The organism is Pseudomonas sp. R32, assembly GCF_009866705.1.
Classification (GTDB): domain Bacteria; phylum Pseudomonadota; class Gammaproteobacteria; order Pseudomonadales; family Pseudomonadaceae; genus Aquipseudomonas; species Aquipseudomonas donghuensis.
This window is the reverse complement of record NZ_CP019396.1, coordinates 724,557-740,711: the sequence shown is the minus strand read 5'-3', so window position 1 is coordinate 740,711 and position 16,155 is coordinate 724,557. Positions and strand designations below refer to the sequence as shown.

The window sequence follows — 16,155 nt, the reverse complement described above, 5'->3', positions numbered from 1 at the left end:
TAGAATCGTTTAGCACCTTCCTTTCAGAGGCTTCTTCATGAGCGAGCAGTACGGTTTCATTCTCAAAGCCAAGACCCGTCCGGAAATGTCCGAAGCGTTCGAAGCGCTGTTTCGCGCCTACGTCGAGCCAAGTCGCCAAGAGCCAGGCTGCATCGAGTACCACATGCTGCGCGACAAGCAAGACCCCAGCCTGTTCGTGTTCTACGAGATCTGGGCCAGCAAGGCGGCGCTGGATGTGCATTCGGCCCTGCCGCACATGCAGGCGTTTTTCGACAAGCGCATGGATTATCTGGAGCGCGACTTCGACATCCAGTTGATCGACATGCTCAGCCCCTCTTCGGCTAGCCGTTAAGCAACAGGTGCGCGCCGAGCAGGGCAAGGCCGATAAAGAAGCAGCGCTTGAACAGCTCGGCGCTGATGCGCTGACGCAGCCACTGGCCACCGAGCATGCCCAGTAGCGCCGGCGCCAGCACCAGCAATGACGCGCCCAGGGCCTGCGCGCCGAGCGCATCCTGGCCCGCCAGGCCGATCGCCAGGGCCAGGGTCGAGACGCTGAACGACAGGCCCAGGGCCTGGACCATTTCGTCGCGGCTCAGGCCCAGGCTCTGCAGGTAAGGCACCGCAGGAATCACAAACACCCCGGTGGCAGCGGTGATCACCCCGGTGCTCAGCCCGCAGAGCGGCCCAAGCCAGGGTTCATGTGCAGCCGCCAGGCGCACTGCTCGGCCGAACAGGCCGTACAACGCATACGCCAGTAACGCCCCACCCAAGGCACGCGCCGCCCATTCGCCACTGTTGATGCCCAGCCAGGCGCTGCCCAGCAAGGTGCCGACAAAAATCATCGCCAGCATCGGCCACAGCCTTTTCAGCAGGGCCCGCAAGTGTCCACCAAAGGCCAGTTGCCAGAGGTTGGTCAGGGTCGAGGGCACGATCAGCAAGGCCGCTGCCTGCGCCGGGGACATAGCCATACCGAGCAGGCCCATGGCTATGGTCGGCAGGCCCAGGCCAATCACGCCCTTGACCGCGCCGGCCAGCACGAAGGTCGCCAGGACCAGCAGCGTCAGCGCTGGACCGATATCCTGATAGAAGCCGAACAAGGTAGTCATGGCGCTATCCTGCACCTGGCCTGCGAAGCTGAAAATCTGCCATATACTCAGCCAGACTATTGCTCAGGTAGAGGCTGATGCATTTCGATCTGATTGACCTGCGACTGTTCCAGCACACCCTGGAGTGCGGCAACATCACCGCCGGCGCCCAGCGCAGCCACCTGTCGCTGCCGGCCGCCAGCGCGCGCATCCGCGCCATGGAAAGCTCACTGGGCACGCCGCTGCTCGAGCGCAACCGCCGAGGCGTGCAGGCCACGCCTGCCGGGCAGGCGCTGCTGCAGCATGCTCGGCTGATCGGCCAGCAGGTCGAGCGCCTGCAGTTCGACCTCGGGCAGTACGCCCAGGGCCTGCAGGGCCAGGTCCGGCTGTTGTGCAACACCGCGGCGCTGACCGAATACCTGCCGGAATTGCTCGCAGGCTTTCTCCAACAGCACCCGGCCATCGATCTCGATATCCACGAACTGCCCAGCCTGCGCATCGTCCAGGCGATCACCCAAGGCATGGCGGAAATCGGCATCATCTCCAGCGCGGTGGCCAGCGAGCACCTGCAGACCCTGCCGTTTCGCGACGACCCGCTGATGTTGATCATGCCGCCCGGGCATCCGCTGGCCAGCCACGCCAGCCTGCGCTTTGCCGACACCCTCGGCCACGGCTATGTCGGCCTGCAAGCCGACAGTGCCCTCGCCCTGCACCTTGAAGAGCAAGCCCTGCACCTGGGCCGGCGCCTGCAGGTACGGGTGCGCGCCGACGGCTTTGACGGGGTGATCCGCATGGTCGCCCATGGCGCCGGCCTGGGCATCGTGCCGATGGCCGCCGTGCAGCGTTGGCAGGGGCTGCTGCCCTTGCGCAGCCTGGCGCTGAACGAGCCGTGGGCCAACCGCCAGTTGCGCCTGTGCAGCCGGGATTTTGCCAGCCTGCCCGGGCATGCACGGGCCCTGCTCGACTGCCTGAGTGCCGGCGCTATTGCTCCGGCAGGGGCAATCCACCGACAATCGCCCCCGCGGACCTAGTTGCTGCTGCACTGATCGCCAACCGAGTCGTAAAGGGAGTTTCACCGTGCCGTCGATCTACCAGCTCAAACCCCGCTTTCAGGCGCTGTTGCGCCCGACGGTCGAGCGCCTGTACCAACGAGGTGTCACCGCTAACCAGGTGACCCTGAGCGCCGCCGTGGTTTCCGTCTTGCTTGGCCTGTTGCTGGCCTGGCTCCCGCAGGTCACCTGGCTGTTCGCCCTGGTGCCGGTGTGGATGCTGCTGCGCATGGCCCTCAATGCCATCGACGGCATGCTCGCCCGTGAATTCGGCCAGCAATCCAAGCTCGGCGCCTACTACAACGAACTCTGCGACCTGATCGCCGACAGCGCCCTGTACCTGCCCTTCGCGCTGCTGCCGGGCGTCTCGGCGGCGCTGCTGGTGATCGTCGTGCTGGCGGCGCTGATCAGTGAATACGCCGGGGTCATGGGCCCGCTGGTCGGTGCCGAGCGCCGCTACGACGGGCCCATGGGCAAGAGCGACCGTGCCTTTGCCTTCGGCGTGCTGGGCGCCGGCGTTGCCAGCGGGCTGTTGCCGGCCAGCTGGATCAACGGCGTGCTGCTGGTGATCTTGCTGCTCTCGCTCTATACCCTCTACAACCGGGTCAGCCGCGGTCTGGCGCAAACCCGCTGAAGCTCTTTGTGCCAGATAAGGATATTTGCCATGCGCAACGCGCAATCGCTGCATTTCACTACCCACGACGGCGTCGAACTGCATTACCGCCACTGGCCCGCCGACGTCGCTGACGACCAGCCGCGCCGCGCCGTGGTGATGTTCCACCGCGGCCACGAACACGGCGGGCGCATGGCGCATCTGGCCGATGAACTGCAACTGCCCGACCACGACATCTTCGCCTGGGACGCCCGTGGCCACGGCCAGTCGCCCGGGGCCCGGGGCGACAGCCCGAGCTTCGCTTGCAGCGTGCGCGACGTGCAGACCTTCATCGAACATATCGCCCGCGAGCACGGCATCGCCGAAGAGGACATGGCAGTGCTGGCGCAAAGCGTCGGAGCCGTACTGATCGCCACCTGGGCCCACGACTACGCGCCCAAGGTGCGTTGCCTGGTACTGGCCTCGCCGGCCTTCAAGGTCAAGCTGTACGTGCCGTTTGCCCGCCCGGGGCTGAAGCTGATGCGCGCCTGGCGCGGCAACTTCTTCGTCAACAGCTACGTCAAGCCGCGCCTGCTCAGCCACGACCCCGAGCGCATCGCTTCGTATGAAAGCGACCCACTGATCAGCCGGCCGATCTCAGTGACCATGCTGCTTGGCCTGTATGAAGCCGCCGACCGCGTGGTGGCCGATGCCCAGGCGATCCAGGTGCCGACCCAGGTGCTGATTTCCGGCGCAGACTTCGTGGTCAAGCGCAAACCCCAGGAGCAGTTCTTCGAGCGCCTGGGTAGCGTGCATAAAGAGAAACACATCCTCCCCGGGTTCTTCCACGACACCCTTGGCGAGCGGGACCGCAGCCATGCCCTGGCGCGGATCCGGCGCTTTATCGAGCACTGCTTCAGCCAGGCGCCGCAGCGCCCTTCGCTGCTCGATGCCGACCGACTGGGCGCCAGCTGCGCCGAGGCCGAAAGCCTGGCCGCGCCGCTGCCGCGCAACTCGCCAGCGGACCTCTACTGGCGCGCCACCCGCGCCGGCTTGCGCCTTGGCAAAGGCTTGTCGGACGGGGTCAAGCTTGGCTTCGACACCGGCTTCGACTCCGGCAGCACCCTGGACTACATCTACCGCAACCAGCCCACCGGCAAGGGCGCGATCGGACGCATGATCGACCAGAACTACCTCAACGCCATCGGTTGGCGCGGCATCCGCCAGCGCAAGCTGCATGTCGAGGAACTGCTGCGCCTGGCCATCGAGCGCCTGCGCGAACAGGGCAAGCCGGTGGATATCGTCGATATCGCCGCCGGCCATGGCCGCTACATCCTTGAAGCGTTGCAGGGCCTTGAGCGCAAACCGGAGTCGATCCTGCTGCGCGACTACAGCGAGCTCAATGTCCAGCAGGGCAGCGCGCTGATCGCCGAAAAAGGCCTGGCCGAGATTGCCCGCTTCGTCCAGGGCGATGCCTTCGATGCCCAGAGCCTGGCCAGCCTCGACCCGCGCCCGACCCTGGCGGTGGTTTCCGGCCTGTATGAACTGTTCGCCAGTAACCAGATGGTTGGCGACTCCCTTGGCGGCCTGGCCCAGGCGGTGGAGCCCGGCGGTTACCTGGTGTACACCGGCCAACCCTGGCACCCGCAGCTGGAGATGATCGCCCGCGCCCTGACCAGCCACCGCGCAGGCCAGGCCTGGGTGATGCGCCGGCGCAGCCAGGTGGAGATGGATCAACTGGTGGAGGCGGCAGGCTTTCGCAAGGTCTGCCAGCGGATCGATGAGTGGGGCATCTTCAGCGTCAGCCTGGCCCAGCGGGTCGCTTGATGAGCACTGTGCGCGAGCCCGGATTGATCAAGCGCGGGGTGCTCTGGCTATTGTTGCTCGGCCCGCTGTTCTTTCTCAGCTATGGCCTGACCAACACCTACACCGCCGGGCGCAACGACGTCGGCAGCCTGGTGTTCGCCTGGGAAGGCGACATCCCGCTGTGGCCCTGGACCATCATCCCGTACTGGTCGATCGACCTGCTCTACGGCCTGTCGTTCCTGTTGCCGCTGAGCCGCCGGGAGATGGACCGCCACGCCCTGCGCCTGCTCAGCGCGCAGCTCATCTGCATCCTCGGTTTTCTGCTCTGGCCACTGCGTTTTACCGTCGAACGGCCTGCGCTGGATGGCCTGTTCGGCTGGTTGTTCGATGTGCTGATGGGCTTCGACAAACCGTTCAACCAGGCGCCGTCGCTGCACATCGCCTTGCTGGTGATCATCTGGGCGATGTTTGCCCGGCATATCCACGCAAGGCTGCCGCGCTTGCTGGTGCATGGCTGGATGGCACTGATCGGCGTATCGGTGCTGACCACCTGGCAACATCACTTTATCGACCTGCCCAGCGGCGCGCTGGTGGGCGTGCTGTGCGTCTGGCTGTGGCCGGTCGAGGGCAGGCCGGTGCTGCGCCATCTGCAACTTGCCCGCGACCCGCAGCGCTGGCGCCTGGCGCTGCGCTATGGGGCCGGAGCGGCATTGCTGGTGGGGCTGGCGCTGTACCTCGGCGGTGCTGCCCTGTGGTTGATGTGGCCGGCGGTTGCGTTGCTGGTGGTGGCGCTCAACTATGCGCAACTGGGCGCCGAGGGCTTTCAGAAAGGTGCCGATGGCCGGCTCTCGTATGCCGCGCGCTGGTTGCTGGCGCCCTACCTGATTGGCGCCTGGCTCAACTCACGCGGGTGGACGCGGCGTCATCCCCAAGCGGATGAAGTGTGCGATGGCGTGTACCTCGGGCGAATTCCGGGCAAGGGGCAGGCCGCACACTTCGCCGCCATTGTCGATCTGTGCGCCGAACTGCCGGCCTCGCTCGCCCCGGGCCAGGCCTACTGCGCCCTGCCCAGCCTCGACTTGATCGTGCCCACGGCCGAGCGCTGCCGGGAAGCGGCAACGGCCATCGAACAGCTGCGCACCCAGGGCCCGGTACTGGTTTGCTGCGCCCTCGGTTACTCACGCAGCGCCAGCGCCGTGGCTGCCTGGCTGGTGCTCAGCGGGCGCTGCGCCGATGCCGGGCAAGCGCAGCAACGCATTAGCCAGGCACGCCCCGGGGTGGTCCTGCATCCGCAGCACCTGCAGGTGATTGAACGCCTGCAAACGGAGCCTTGCCTGTGAGCGGCGAAACCCAACTGGCCCTGGTCGCCAGCCTACTCAAGCGCGGTCGGCAGGTTGAGCGCCTGGCCGACGGGATCAGCCTGCTGGCGGTACTTTTTGGCCTGGCGGCGCTGCTGATCGACGCGCCCGCCCCTTGGTTCAGCGCTGTGCTGTGCAGCCTGTTGCTGTTGGCCGGCTTGGTGCAGAAGTTCTTCGCCCTGCGCGTAGCGCTGGATGCCGATCTGTTTGCGCACCTGGCCGCCCGCAGCGATCAGCTCACGCAGCACACCCAGGTACTGGACCAGTCGCTGTTCAGCCTGGGGCTCAAGGCCAACCCGCTCGATCAGCGCGACTGGCAGGCACGCAGCCTGGCGGCCATGGGCCTGCTGCGCAAACAACTGCTGTGCTTTGCCGTACAAGCCGTGCTGGCGTTGGCCAGCATCCTGCTTTTGCCCTTGCTTCACGTTGCCGGATAAGGACCTTGCCCATGCTTGCTGCCCTCACCGCCTTTGCCATCACCTCGGTCGCCCGCCTGATCACTGGCGCCCGCGCTTTGTGGCTGGGTTGCACGCCGCAACCGGTGCAACGGCTGTACTACGCCAACCACAGCAGCCACGGCGACTTCGTGCTGATCTGGGCCTCGCTGCCCCAGCCGCTGCGCCAGCACACGCGGCCGGTAGCCGGTGCCGATTACTGGCAAAAGCCGGGCATCCGCCAGTTCCTGATCAAGCGGGTGTTCAATGGCGTGCTGATCGAGCGCCAGCACAGCGATGCCATAAGCAACCCCTTGCAGCCGATCCAGGAGGCGCTGGCCCAGGACGACTCGCTGATTTTCTTCCCCGAAGGTACGCGCAACCTCAGCGACGAGCCGTTGCTGGCGTTCAAGAGCGGACTGTTCCACCTGGCCAGCGCCCACCCGCAGGTCGAGGTGATCCCGGTGTGGATCGCCAACCTCAACCGGGTCATGCCCAAGGGTCGCGCCCTGCCGCTGCCCTTGCTGTGCACCCTGAGCTTTGGCGAGCCGCTGCACCTGCAAGCGGACGAAAGCAAGCACGCGTTTCTCGACCGGGCCCGCCAGGCCCTGTTAGCCCTGGCCCCGAAGGAATCCTGAGATGGACAACAACACCCTTTCGCTGTTCGCCGGCATCGGCGGCCTGCTGTTGCTCGCCAGCCTGATCGGCCGCCTTCTCAAATGGCGCGCGGGCCCGGCGCCCCACGCTGTCATCGACAACCTCAATGCACGGATCAACGCCTGGTGGGTGATGGTCCTGGTCATCGGCCTGGCCTTCCTGTTCGGCAAGCTGGGGGTGATCCTGCTGTTCTACTGCGTGTCGTTCTACGCCCTGCGTGAGTTCCTGACGCTGACGCCGACCCGGCGCAGCGACTACCCGGCACTGGTCGCTGCCTTCTACGTCGCCCTGCCGGTGCAGTACCTGTTGATTGCCATGGACTGGTACGGGCTGTTCAGCATTTTCATCCCGGTCTATCTGTTCCTGCTGCTGCCGATCCTGGCCAGCTTCGGCGGCGATACCACGCGCTTTTTGGAGCGCGCCTCGAAGGTGCAGTGGGGCTTGATGATCGCGGTCTACTGCCTGTCCTCGGTACCGGCCTTGATGACCCTGGATATCCCCGGATACGAAGGCCGCAACCTGCTGCTGATCGCCTGGCTGATCCTCGTGGTGCAGATCTCCGATGTGCTGCAGTACGTCTGCGGCAAGCTGTTCGGCAAGCACAAGGTGGCGCCCAAGCTGTCACCGTCAAAGACCGTCGAAGGCCTGGTCGGTGGTGTGGCGCTGGCCACCCTGATCGGTGCCACCTTGTGCTGGATCACCCCGTTCAGCTTCTGGCAGGCGGCACTGATGGCCCTGACCGTCAACCTCATGGGCTTTGCCGGCGGCCTGGTGATGTCGGCCATCAAGCGCGACCGCGGCGTGAAGGACTGGGGCCATATGATCGAAGGCCACGGCGGCATGCTCGACCGCATGGACTCGGTGTGCTTCGCCGCACCGGTGTTCTTCCACTTCGTGCGCTACTGGTGGGTGTGACCGTTACAGCAACAGGTCGTAGGACAGCTTGCCGATCAGGATCAGCAGCAACACCAGAAACAGCGCGCGAACAAACGGCACGCCCTTGCGCACCGCCAGCCAGGTACCGGTCAGCGCGCCGAGGATGTTGAAGGCGGCCATCGGAATGGCGATCAGGTAGAGCACGTTGCCGGTGGGGATGAAGAACATCAGCGCGGCGACGTTGGTGGCGATGTTCACCAGCTTTGCCGACGCCGACGCATGGAGGAAGTCGAACGCGAAGCAGCGAATGAACAGGAAGATCAGAAAGCTGCCGGTGCCCGGCCCGAACAGGCCATCATAAAAACCGATGGCACCGCCGATGACGATCGCCAGCAGTTTCTCGCGGGTGCCGATGCGCATCGGCTTGTGCAGGGCGCCGAAGTCCTTTTTCCAGAAGGTGTAGATCGCCATCAGTACGATCAGCACCAGCACCGCCGGGCGCATCAGCGATTGCGGCACCAGCGACACCGTCGCCGCGCCGACGAAGGCCATGGCAAAGGCCGCACAGGCCGCCGGGATCACCAGGCTCCAGTCGATCACCACCTTGCGCACGAACGAGCGTGCGGCAAACGCCGTACCGCATGCCGAAGCAACCTTGTTGGTGCCCAGCAGGGCCGCCGGTGGCGAGGCTGGCAGGACGTTGAACAGCGCCGGGATCTGGATCAGCCCGCCACCGCCCACCGCGGCATCGATCAGGCCGGCGGCAAAGGCAAACACGCAAAGAATGACGAGATCGACCATGGATTCAGGCTCTGACGATGATGGATGGACGCGCCAAGGTTAACCAACGTACGGCTTTTGTGTTGCAATGCCATATTGCGAAAACTGCAACGAGGTAGTGCATGGCCCTGAATATGCTGGCAGAGCTGGAAGCCTTGGCGATGGTTGCCCGCAAGCGCAGTTTCGTCGCTGCGGCGCGTGCCCTGGGGCGCTCGCCCAGTGCGGTGACCCGTGCCGTGCAAGCCCTGGAGCAAAGCGCCGGGGCCAAGCTGTTGAATCGCTCGGCCAACGCCGTGAGCCTGACCGAGGCTGGGGAGCGCCTGTTGCCCTACGCCGAGAAAATGCTCGATCTGCAACGCGAGGCCGACGAAGAGCTGGCCGGGCTCAGCGGCCTGGCGTCCGGATGGGTGCGGTTTTCCGCCCCGGAATCGCTGGCCCAGGTATTGCCCGGATTGATTGCGCAGTATGGTGAGCGCTATCCACAGGTGAACGTCGATGTGATCTTCAGCGACGAGCCGATCGACCCGGGTAAAAGCAAACTGGACTTCTCGATTCGCGGCGCCTTCGCCCGGGACAGCGAACTGATCGGTTATCCGCTGTGGCGTTATTCTCGCTCACTGTATGCCAGCCCCGCTTACCTGCAACGGCATGGCGCACCCGAATCGATCGAGGCGCTGGAAACACACGCATTGATCCTGCATACCGCGCCACGGATTCTCAAGGAGTGGCAGTTTCGCAGCGCCGATCAGGCCGTCAGCCTGCGGGTGCATCCAAGGTTTCGCTTCAGCTCAGGAGTGGCCGTACTCCAGGCCGCCCTGGCCGGTGTCGGCATCGCCCGCCTGGCTGACTGGCTGGCCGAACCCGAGGTACAGGCCGGGCGCCTGCAGCGGGTGTGCCCCGAGTACCGGCTGACCGCCAGCAACGGCGACAGCCCGCAAATGCACGCGGTGTACCCGGCCGGCACGCTAGCGCAGCGGGTCAAGGCGCTACTGGAGGTGATCCGCAGCTTTGGCGACAACCTCGACCGATAAGCACAGGTTTGCGCTCCCAGACACCCAAAGGTCGAGACCAGACATCTGCCGAGAGCCAATCGCCCCTATGGTGACAGACCTTTGAGCAACCCTCTGGAGCCTGGAATGTCCGATTTCATCACCGTGCTGCGCGAGACCTGCCCTACCCCCGTGCTGGATGCGACCAAGTGGCAACGCATCGGCGGCGACCCGCACACCGTCAACCTCAACGCCTATGTGTCGGCCGATGGCAGCAAGATCATGGGCACCTGGATCTGCACGCCGGGCAAGTTCCAGGTCAATTACGAGAAGTGGGAGTACTGTCACTTTCTGGATGGCTATTGCGTGATCACCCCGGAAGGTGAACAACCGGTGCATCTGCGGGCCGGTGACGTGTTCGTCATCGAACCTGGGATGAAAGGCACCTGGGAGGTGGTGGAGACGGTGCGCAAGTATTTCGTTTTTGCCTGACAGCAGGGGCTGCCTTGGCAGCCCATCGCTGGCAAGGCCAGCTCCCACAGAATTAGGTGTGCGCAGTACCTGTGGGGGCCAGCCTTGCTGGCGATGCTCTTTTTACTCGGGCTTGCGATAACCTTCGACAATCGCCGAGAAATCCTTGCCACCCTCGCCACGCAGACTCATGGCCTGGTACAGCTGTTGGGCCACCGCGCCAAGAATCACCGGCTGGTGCGCCTGGCGTGCCGCCTCGGTGGCCAGCCCCAGGTCCTTGAGCATCAGCTCGGCACCGAAGCCACCGGTATAGCCACGCGATGCCGGGGCCGTTTCGATGATGCCTGGCCACGGGTTGTAGGTGTCCGAGCTCCAGCAACGGCCGGTTGAGCTGTTGATGATCCCGGCCAGTACCTTGGTGTCGATCCCCAGCGCGTTACCCAGGGCCATGGCCTCGGACACGCCGATCATGGAGATGCCCAGCAGCAGGTTGTTGCAGATCTTGGCGATTTGCCCGGTGCCGACATCGCCGCAGTGGACGATGTTGCGGCCCATCTGCGCCAGCACCGGCTGCAGGGTGGCGAACAGTGCGTCGCTGGCGCCAACCATGAAGGTCAGGGTGCCGGCTGCGGCGCCGCCAGTCCCACCGGACACCGGTGCGTCGGCCAGGTCGACGCCCTGCTTGGCCGCAGCAGCCGCTACATCGCGGGCCGTCTGCGGGTCGATGGTGCTGCAGTCGACCACCGGGGTACCGGCCTTGACACCGGCCAGCACACCGTCTTCGTTGAGGTACACACCGCGCACGTGGGCAGCAGCTGGCAGCATGGTGATCACCAGCTCGCTCTGCTGCGCGGCGTCACGCGGCGAGCTGCTGATCTGTCCGCCGAGCTCGGCAAGTTCAGCCAGCACGGTCTTGTTCAGGTCGAACAGGTTCAGCTGATGCCCGGCCTTGATCAGGTTACGGGCCATGGGCGCGCCCATGTTGCCCAGGCCGATGAATGCGATACGCATGATGAACTCCTTAGCGCAGGCTGATGGTAGTGTTCACGCCATCGTTGACGCTGTCATCATCGAACCAGCGGCTGGTGACGGTCTTGGTCTGAGTGTAGAACTGCACCACCTGTTTGCCGTACGGGCCCAGATCGCCGAGCTTGGAGCCGCGCGAGCCGGTGAAGCTGAAGAACGGTACCGGCACCGGAATCGGGATGTTGATGCCGACCTGGCCGACGTCGATCTCGGTCTGGAACTTGCGCGCCGCCGCGCCGCTCTGGGTGAACAGGCCGGTGCCGTTGCCGAAGGGGTTGCGGTTGACCAGGGCGATGGCTTCGTCGAGGGTGTCGACTTCCAGCACCACCAGTACCGGGCCGAAAATTTCCTGGGTGTAGATCTGCATGTCGGTGGTCACCCCGGAGAACAGGGTCGGGCCGACGAAGTTGCCTTGCTCGTAGCCCGGCACGCTGACCTCGCGGCCATCGAGCTCAAGCGTGGCGCCTTCCTTGATGCCGTTTTCGATCAGGCCCAGCACCCGCTCCTTGGCGCGCTTGGAAATCAGCGGGCCGACATCGGTGCCCGGCTCGCTACCGGCGTTGACCTTGAGCTTGGAGGCCAGCTCCTTGAGCTCCGGCAGCCACTCGCGGGCCTTGCCCACCAGCACCGCCACCGAGGTGGCCATGCAGCGCTGACCGGCCGCCCCGAAACCGGCACCGACCAGGGCGTTGAGGGTTTGCGTGCGGTTGGCGTCCGGCAGCACCACCGCGTGGTTCTTGGCCCCCATCATCGACTGCACACGCTTGCCGTGCTGGCTCGCCAGGTTGTAGACGTGGGTGCCGACTTCGGTGGAACCCACGAACGAGATGGCCTTGATATCGCTGTGGGTGCACAGGGCATCGACCACCTGCTTGCCACCATGGACGACGTTGAGCACGCCGGCCGGCACACCGGCTTCGATTGCCAGCTCCACCAGCATCATGGTCGACAGCGGGTCCTGCTCGGACGGTTTGAGCACGAAGGTGTTGCCGCAGACGATGGCCATCGGGAACATCCACAGCGGGATCATCGCCGGGAAGTTGAACGGGGTGATACCGGCGCAAACGCCGATCGGCTGGCGCAGGGTATAGGTATCGACGCCACCGGCGACGTTCTCGGCGAATTCGCCCATCTGCAGGCTGCCGATGCTGCTGGCATGCTCGACCACTTCCAGGCCGCGGAAAATATCGCCTTCAGCGTCGGCGATGGTCTTGCCCTGTTCGGCGCTGAGGACCACGGCGATGCGCTTGGAGTGTTCACGGATCAGCGCCTGCAGCTTGAGCATGATGCGCATGCGCGCGCCGATCGGGGTGTCGCGCCAGGTCTTGAACGCACGCTGGCCGGCGGCAATCGCGGCGTCGACTTCTTCGGCGGTGGCAAAGGGTACACGGGCCAGCACTTGTTGGGTGGCCGGGTTGACCACATCACGCCATTCGCTGGTTTTCGATTCGACCCATTGGCCATCGATCAGCAGCTTGACCTGCTCGACCTTGGTCTGGCCGGAAGTAAGGGATGCGTTCATGTGCGTTCTCCTGAAATTGTTGTTAGGGAGAGATCGACGCCGCCGGGTCAGCCACAGCGGGCGCTTGGGTCCAGGGCTTTTTTGGAGTATAGATGTGCAAACATCTAATAAGAACGCACATAAAAGCCGGACCAACATGCAAAAAAACATCACTTCCCTGGGGTCGTTGAACTGGGATGACCTGAAGTTCTTTCTCGAAGTGGCGCGCACCCGCAAGGCCAGCAGCGCGGCCAAACGCCTGGGTGTCGACTACACCACCGTGTCGCGGCGGATCAGTTCGCTGGAGGTGGCACTGGGCACCCTGCTATTCGAAAAATCACGGACCAACGGCTTTGTCCTTACCGCCGAGGGCCAGCGCCTGCTCAGCTATGCCGAGTCGATCGAGAGCACCCTGCACATGGCCTGCGAACAGGTGTCGGGCTCCGGCGTGGCGCTGTCGGGGCATGTGCGCATGGGCTGCACCGAGGGCTTCGGCAGCTTCTTTGTCACCCCGCAACTGAGCCATTTCGTCGACGCCTACCCGGCGATCTCGGTGGACATCCTGCCGCTGCCGCACTTCATCAGCCTGTCCAAGCGCGAGGCCGACATCGTCATCGCCCTGGAGCGCCCGGAACATGGGCCGTACGTATGCTGCAAGCTGTGCGACTACCGCCTGCGCCTGTACGCGACCCAGGAATACCTGGACAGCCACGAGCCGATCACCCGCAGCAGCGACCTGGCCCGGCATCAGTTCATCAGCTATGTCGACGACCTGGCCTTCAGCTCCGAGCTTCTGTACCTGGCCAACCTGATCCCGGCCGCCAGCGCCAACCTGCGCAGCACCAGCGTGATCGCCCAGTACGTCGCGGCCCAGCAGGGGCGCGGCCTGGCGATCCTGCCGTGTTTTCTGGCCGCGCAGGATCCGCGCCTGGTGGCGATTCTGCCGGAGGAGGTGGCGATTACCCGGCAGTTCTGGATGTACTGCCGCGAAGACTTGAGGAAACTGAAGCGGATTACCCTGCTATGGGATTACATCCGCAATGTCACCGAGCGCAACACCCCGCTGCTGATGGGCGAGTCGCGCACGATGAGCTTTGCCGACTGATTCAGTCGGAGGCGACCACGATCGACACCCGGCGGTTTTCCAGGCGTCCGGCGCGGGTGTCGTTGCTGGCCACTGGCTCGCTGCTGCCCAGGCCACGGGTTTCGACGTTCTCGGCACGCATGCCAATCGCAATCAGCACCTTGGCCACGCTCTGTGCCCGGCGCGTGGACAACTGCTCGTTGTAAGCGGCGCGGCCCGAAGCATCGGTGTGGCCATCGACGCGCACGCTCTGGATGTTCACCGACAGCAGCGACTTGCCAATGCGCTCGACAATGCTCCGGCTCTGGGCGTTGAGGGTGTCGACATCGCTGCCGAACAGCACTTTGCTCGACAGGCCGAACTCCCAGCCTTCATCGGTGAGCTGGAAGCCCTCTTGCTTGAGCAAGGCAATCTGTTCGGCAGTGAGGCCCTTGGGCGGCACGCTCTGGCAACCGCCCAGGGCGAACAGCGCCAGGACCAGGCAGATAACGTGAAAACGTAGACGTTGGCTCAGGTGAATCACGGTTCAGCTCCTGTTTTTTACGTGATGGGCAGAGCGCTCCGTCTCTGCCATTTGCCCCTGCCCGCGCAGGTTGCGCTTGGCCTGATACATCGCCGCATCGGCGGCATTGAGCAGATCTGACGGGCTGCGGCCGTCATCGGGGAAATAGGCGATGCCGATACTCAGCGAGGTAATGATGCTCCGCCCTTCGCTCAGGCGGATCGGCAACTTCATGCTGGCGGCAATCTTCTCGGCAATGCGCAAGGCATCTTCGCGCGCGTGCAGCGGCGCCAGCAGCACCGCGAACTCGTCCCCACCCAGACGGGCAACCAAGTCATTCTCGCGCAGTTGCGCGCGCACCCGCATGGCTACGCTGATCAGCACTTCATCGCCCGCGGCATGGCCAAAACTGTCGTTCACCTCCTTGAAGTTGTCACTGTCGAGAAACAACAGGGCCAGATGCTCCTGGTGCTTGTCGGCATTGCGCAGGGTGCGGCTCAGGCGGCCCTCGAAAAACGCCCGGTTCGGCAGACCGGTAAGGCTGTCATGGCTGGCCTGGTGGGCAAGGCTTTCATTTTCGCTTTGCAGGTGGCTTTGCCAGGACTCCAGCTCGTCAAGCAGGGCGTTGAAGTCATTGCCCAGTTCGTTGAGCTCGGCAATCTGCGCCGCTGGCACGCGGCGGTCGAAGCTACGTTCGCGGCGCGCGGCATGAGCGACATTGGCCAGACTGCGCAGAGGCCCGACAATATCGCCAAACATCCGCCGCGACAGATAGAGGGCGCTAAAAGCACTGAGTGCCGTGCACAGGAGGATGCCGGCCAGGCCACTGAGCAGGAAGCGCACCAGGCTACCGCCCTGGCCCACCAGTTCAATGTGCCCGACCTGCTGGCCCTGGTGCAGCACCGGCAAGACGATCGGTTCTTCCAGCAGGCTGCGGGCAATCACTTGCTCGGTCTGCGCCAGCAAGCCGCTCTCACTGCGCTGCCAGCGGGCCAACAGTACACCGTCATCATCGAAAACCTTGGCATCGGCCACCTCTTCAGTGGTGGCGATCAGTGCCAGCGCCTCGTTGGCCGCACCGGCATCGTTGAACACCACCGCCGCTTCCACGGTGTAGTTGATCGAACGGGCAATCAGGTGCAGGTTGTGATTGGCGTACACGCGCAAGGCCAATACGCCGAGCACGGTCAGGGAAACGCCGGCCAGGCCGACCGCCAGCAGCGCGACGCTCAGGTGGCGGCGTCCGAGGACGGCACGCAGGGTCGGGCGCTCGCGCCCCTTGCCAAAGCCAATCATGGTTGCGCCGCCCGTCGCCGCGATAGCTGCAGCACACTGGGGTGAATGCGCACGCCGCTGCGCGCCACCGAGTCGAGGTTGACGTCAAAGGCCACCTGGCGGTCGCTGACCCGCAGGCAGAACAGGCTGCCGACCGTGCACGGGTCGTCGGCTTCGCTCATGCTCAGGACCGGATGGCCGCTCACTGCAGTGAACAGCCGGGCGCGTTCGTCCTGGCTGAGCTTGCCGATATAAATCGCATCGCATTCATTGGCAATACGCGGGTCGTCGGCCAGCAAGCGGCGCACCTGTACCGGGCGGCCGGTGGCCTGGGTAGTGCCCTTGACCAGGTCGTCGGCGTATTCGGTCGGGCCGATCAGGCACAAGCGCAGTTGCACCGGTTCAACCGGCCAGCGTGCATAGCTGAGGATACCCAGCACCACCTGGGTGACGGCCTTGGCCCGCTGCTCGGCCAAGTTCGAAGTGGATCCAGCCTCGGCACCGGCCTGCGACGCGAACAGCAACAACAATGCGGTCAGCAGCGAACGCGTCAGGCTCCTCACGCGTCCCGATGTCGGGGCGGCCAGATTCATGAAGGAAATCTCTTAAGACCATGCAGGATGATGCCGCAACGATAGCACAGAGGCCGATTTTCCAGCGAGGCAGCAGC

Annotated in this window: 18 protein-coding genes; 11 read left to right on the top strand and 7 right to left on the bottom strand. The window is 64.6% G+C overall.

Annotation, left to right across the window (positions count from 1 at the left end; all coding sequences use genetic code 11):
• Positions 1-37 precede the first annotated feature (37 nt).
• On the top strand, positions 38-352 hold the full coding sequence (locus PspR32_RS03245; RefSeq protein ID WP_010226903.1) for a putative quinol monooxygenase: 315 nt from the start codon (positions 38-40) through the stop codon (positions 350-352).
• Here the strand turns inward: PspR32_RS03245 and PspR32_RS03240 are convergent.
• Positions 342-1,106: a sulfite exporter TauE/SafE family protein gene (locus tag PspR32_RS03240; protein ID WP_010226904.1), complete on the bottom strand. Its 765-nt coding sequence runs from the start codon at positions 1,104-1,106 to the stop codon at positions 342-344. The two genes, PspR32_RS03245 and PspR32_RS03240, sit on opposite strands and share 11 nt — an antisense overlap.
• 77 nt (positions 1,107-1,183) lie before the next feature.
• Between PspR32_RS03240 and PspR32_RS03235 the strand changes: the two genes are divergently transcribed.
• Genes PspR32_RS03235 through PspR32_RS03205 form a run of 7 tightly spaced genes read left to right on the top strand, consistent with a single transcriptional unit; the run spans position 1,184 to position 7,896 of the window.
• A complete protein-coding gene (locus tag PspR32_RS03235) occupies positions 1,184-2,116 on the top strand; it encodes a LysR substrate-binding domain-containing protein (RefSeq protein WP_159388083.1) in 933 nt (310 codons plus the stop codon).
• A gap of 46 nt (positions 2,117-2,162) precedes the next feature.
• Entirely contained in the window at positions 2,163-2,768 is a 606-nt protein-coding gene (locus PspR32_RS03230) for a CDP-alcohol phosphatidyltransferase family protein (protein ID WP_010226907.1), read from the top strand.
• A 30-nt stretch (positions 2,769-2,798) separates the two neighbouring features.
• Positions 2,799-4,553, top strand: coding sequence for a bifunctional alpha/beta hydrolase/class I SAM-dependent methyltransferase (locus tag PspR32_RS03225; RefSeq protein WP_010226909.1), 1,755 nt, complete (start codon positions 2,799-2,801; stop codon positions 4,551-4,553).
• On the top strand, positions 4,553-5,872 hold the full coding sequence (locus tag PspR32_RS03220) for a phosphatase PAP2/dual specificity phosphatase family protein (protein ID WP_159388082.1): 1,320 nt from the start codon (positions 4,553-4,555) through the stop codon (positions 5,870-5,872). Before PspR32_RS03225 ends, PspR32_RS03220 begins: the two co-directional genes overlap by 1 nt.
• Positions 5,869-6,327, top strand: a complete 459-nt coding sequence (locus PspR32_RS03215; protein ID WP_159388081.1) for a hypothetical protein — start codon at positions 5,869-5,871, stop codon at positions 6,325-6,327. Before PspR32_RS03220 ends, PspR32_RS03215 begins: the two co-directional genes overlap by 4 nt.
• Positions 6,328-6,338: 11 nt before the next feature.
• Entirely contained in the window at positions 6,339-6,962 is a 624-nt protein-coding gene (locus tag PspR32_RS03210) for a lysophospholipid acyltransferase family protein (protein ID WP_159388080.1), read from the top strand.
• Between the two features lies 1 nt (position 6,963).
• On the top strand, positions 6,964-7,896 hold the full coding sequence (locus tag PspR32_RS03205; RefSeq protein WP_130263001.1) for a phosphatidate cytidylyltransferase: 933 nt from the start codon (positions 6,964-6,966) through the stop codon (positions 7,894-7,896).
• A gap of 3 nt (positions 7,897-7,899) precedes the next feature.
• Here PspR32_RS03205 and PspR32_RS03200 read toward each other — a convergent pair whose 3' ends face one another.
• The gene (locus PspR32_RS03200) at positions 7,900-8,658 is read right to left on the bottom strand and encodes a sulfite exporter TauE/SafE family protein (RefSeq protein ID WP_010226919.1); all 759 of its coding nucleotides are present in this window, start codon (positions 8,656-8,658) and stop codon (positions 7,900-7,902) included.
• A gap of 101 nt (positions 8,659-8,759) precedes the next feature.
• Here PspR32_RS03200 and PspR32_RS03195 point away from each other — a divergent pair, with 101 nt between their 5' ends.
• Positions 8,760-9,668 (top strand): LysR family transcriptional regulator, encoded by a 909-nt coding sequence (locus PspR32_RS03195; RefSeq protein WP_159388079.1) that lies wholly within the window; start codon positions 8,760-8,762, stop codon positions 9,666-9,668.
• 105 nt (positions 9,669-9,773) lie between these two features.
• Positions 9,774-10,118, top strand: a complete 345-nt coding sequence (locus tag PspR32_RS03190) for a cupin domain-containing protein (protein ID WP_159388078.1) — start codon at positions 9,774-9,776, stop codon at positions 10,116-10,118.
• A gap of 102 nt (positions 10,119-10,220) precedes the next feature.
• On the opposite strand, the gene mmsB is transcribed toward PspR32_RS03190, so the two are convergent.
• Positions 10,221-11,108, bottom strand: coding sequence for a 3-hydroxyisobutyrate dehydrogenase (mmsB, locus tag PspR32_RS03185; protein ID WP_010226922.1), 888 nt, complete (start codon positions 11,106-11,108; stop codon positions 10,221-10,223).
• Between the two features lie 10 nt (positions 11,109-11,118).
• The gene (locus PspR32_RS03180) at positions 11,119-12,645 is read right to left on the bottom strand and encodes a CoA-acylating methylmalonate-semialdehyde dehydrogenase (RefSeq protein ID WP_036993732.1); all 1,527 of its coding nucleotides are present in this window, start codon (positions 12,643-12,645) and stop codon (positions 11,119-11,121) included.
• 136 nt (positions 12,646-12,781) lie between these two features.
• On the opposite strand from PspR32_RS03180, the gene PspR32_RS03175 reads away from it, so the two are divergent.
• A complete protein-coding gene (locus PspR32_RS03175) occupies positions 12,782-13,729 on the top strand; it encodes a LysR family transcriptional regulator (RefSeq protein WP_010226925.1) in 948 nt (315 codons plus the stop codon).
• A gap of 1 nt (position 13,730) precedes the next feature.
• On the opposite strand, the gene PspR32_RS03170 is transcribed toward PspR32_RS03175, so the two are convergent.
• Genes PspR32_RS03170 through PspR32_RS03160 form a run of 3 tightly spaced genes read right to left on the bottom strand, consistent with a single transcriptional unit; the run spans position 13,731 to position 16,078 of the window.
• The gene (locus PspR32_RS03170) at positions 13,731-14,222 is read right to left on the bottom strand and encodes an OmpA family protein (RefSeq protein WP_026001547.1); all 492 of its coding nucleotides are present in this window, start codon (positions 14,220-14,222) and stop codon (positions 13,731-13,733) included.
• A gap of 12 nt (positions 14,223-14,234) precedes the next feature.
• Positions 14,235-15,506, bottom strand: a complete 1,272-nt coding sequence (locus PspR32_RS03165) for a diguanylate cyclase domain-containing protein (RefSeq protein WP_159388077.1) — start codon at positions 15,504-15,506, stop codon at positions 14,235-14,237.
• Complete coding sequence (locus PspR32_RS03160) at positions 15,503-16,078, bottom strand: YfiR family protein (RefSeq protein WP_010226930.1); 576 nt, start codon at positions 16,076-16,078, stop codon at positions 15,503-15,505. Before PspR32_RS03160 ends, PspR32_RS03165 begins: the two co-directional genes overlap by 4 nt.
• Between the last annotated feature and the right edge of the window lie 77 nt (positions 16,079-16,155).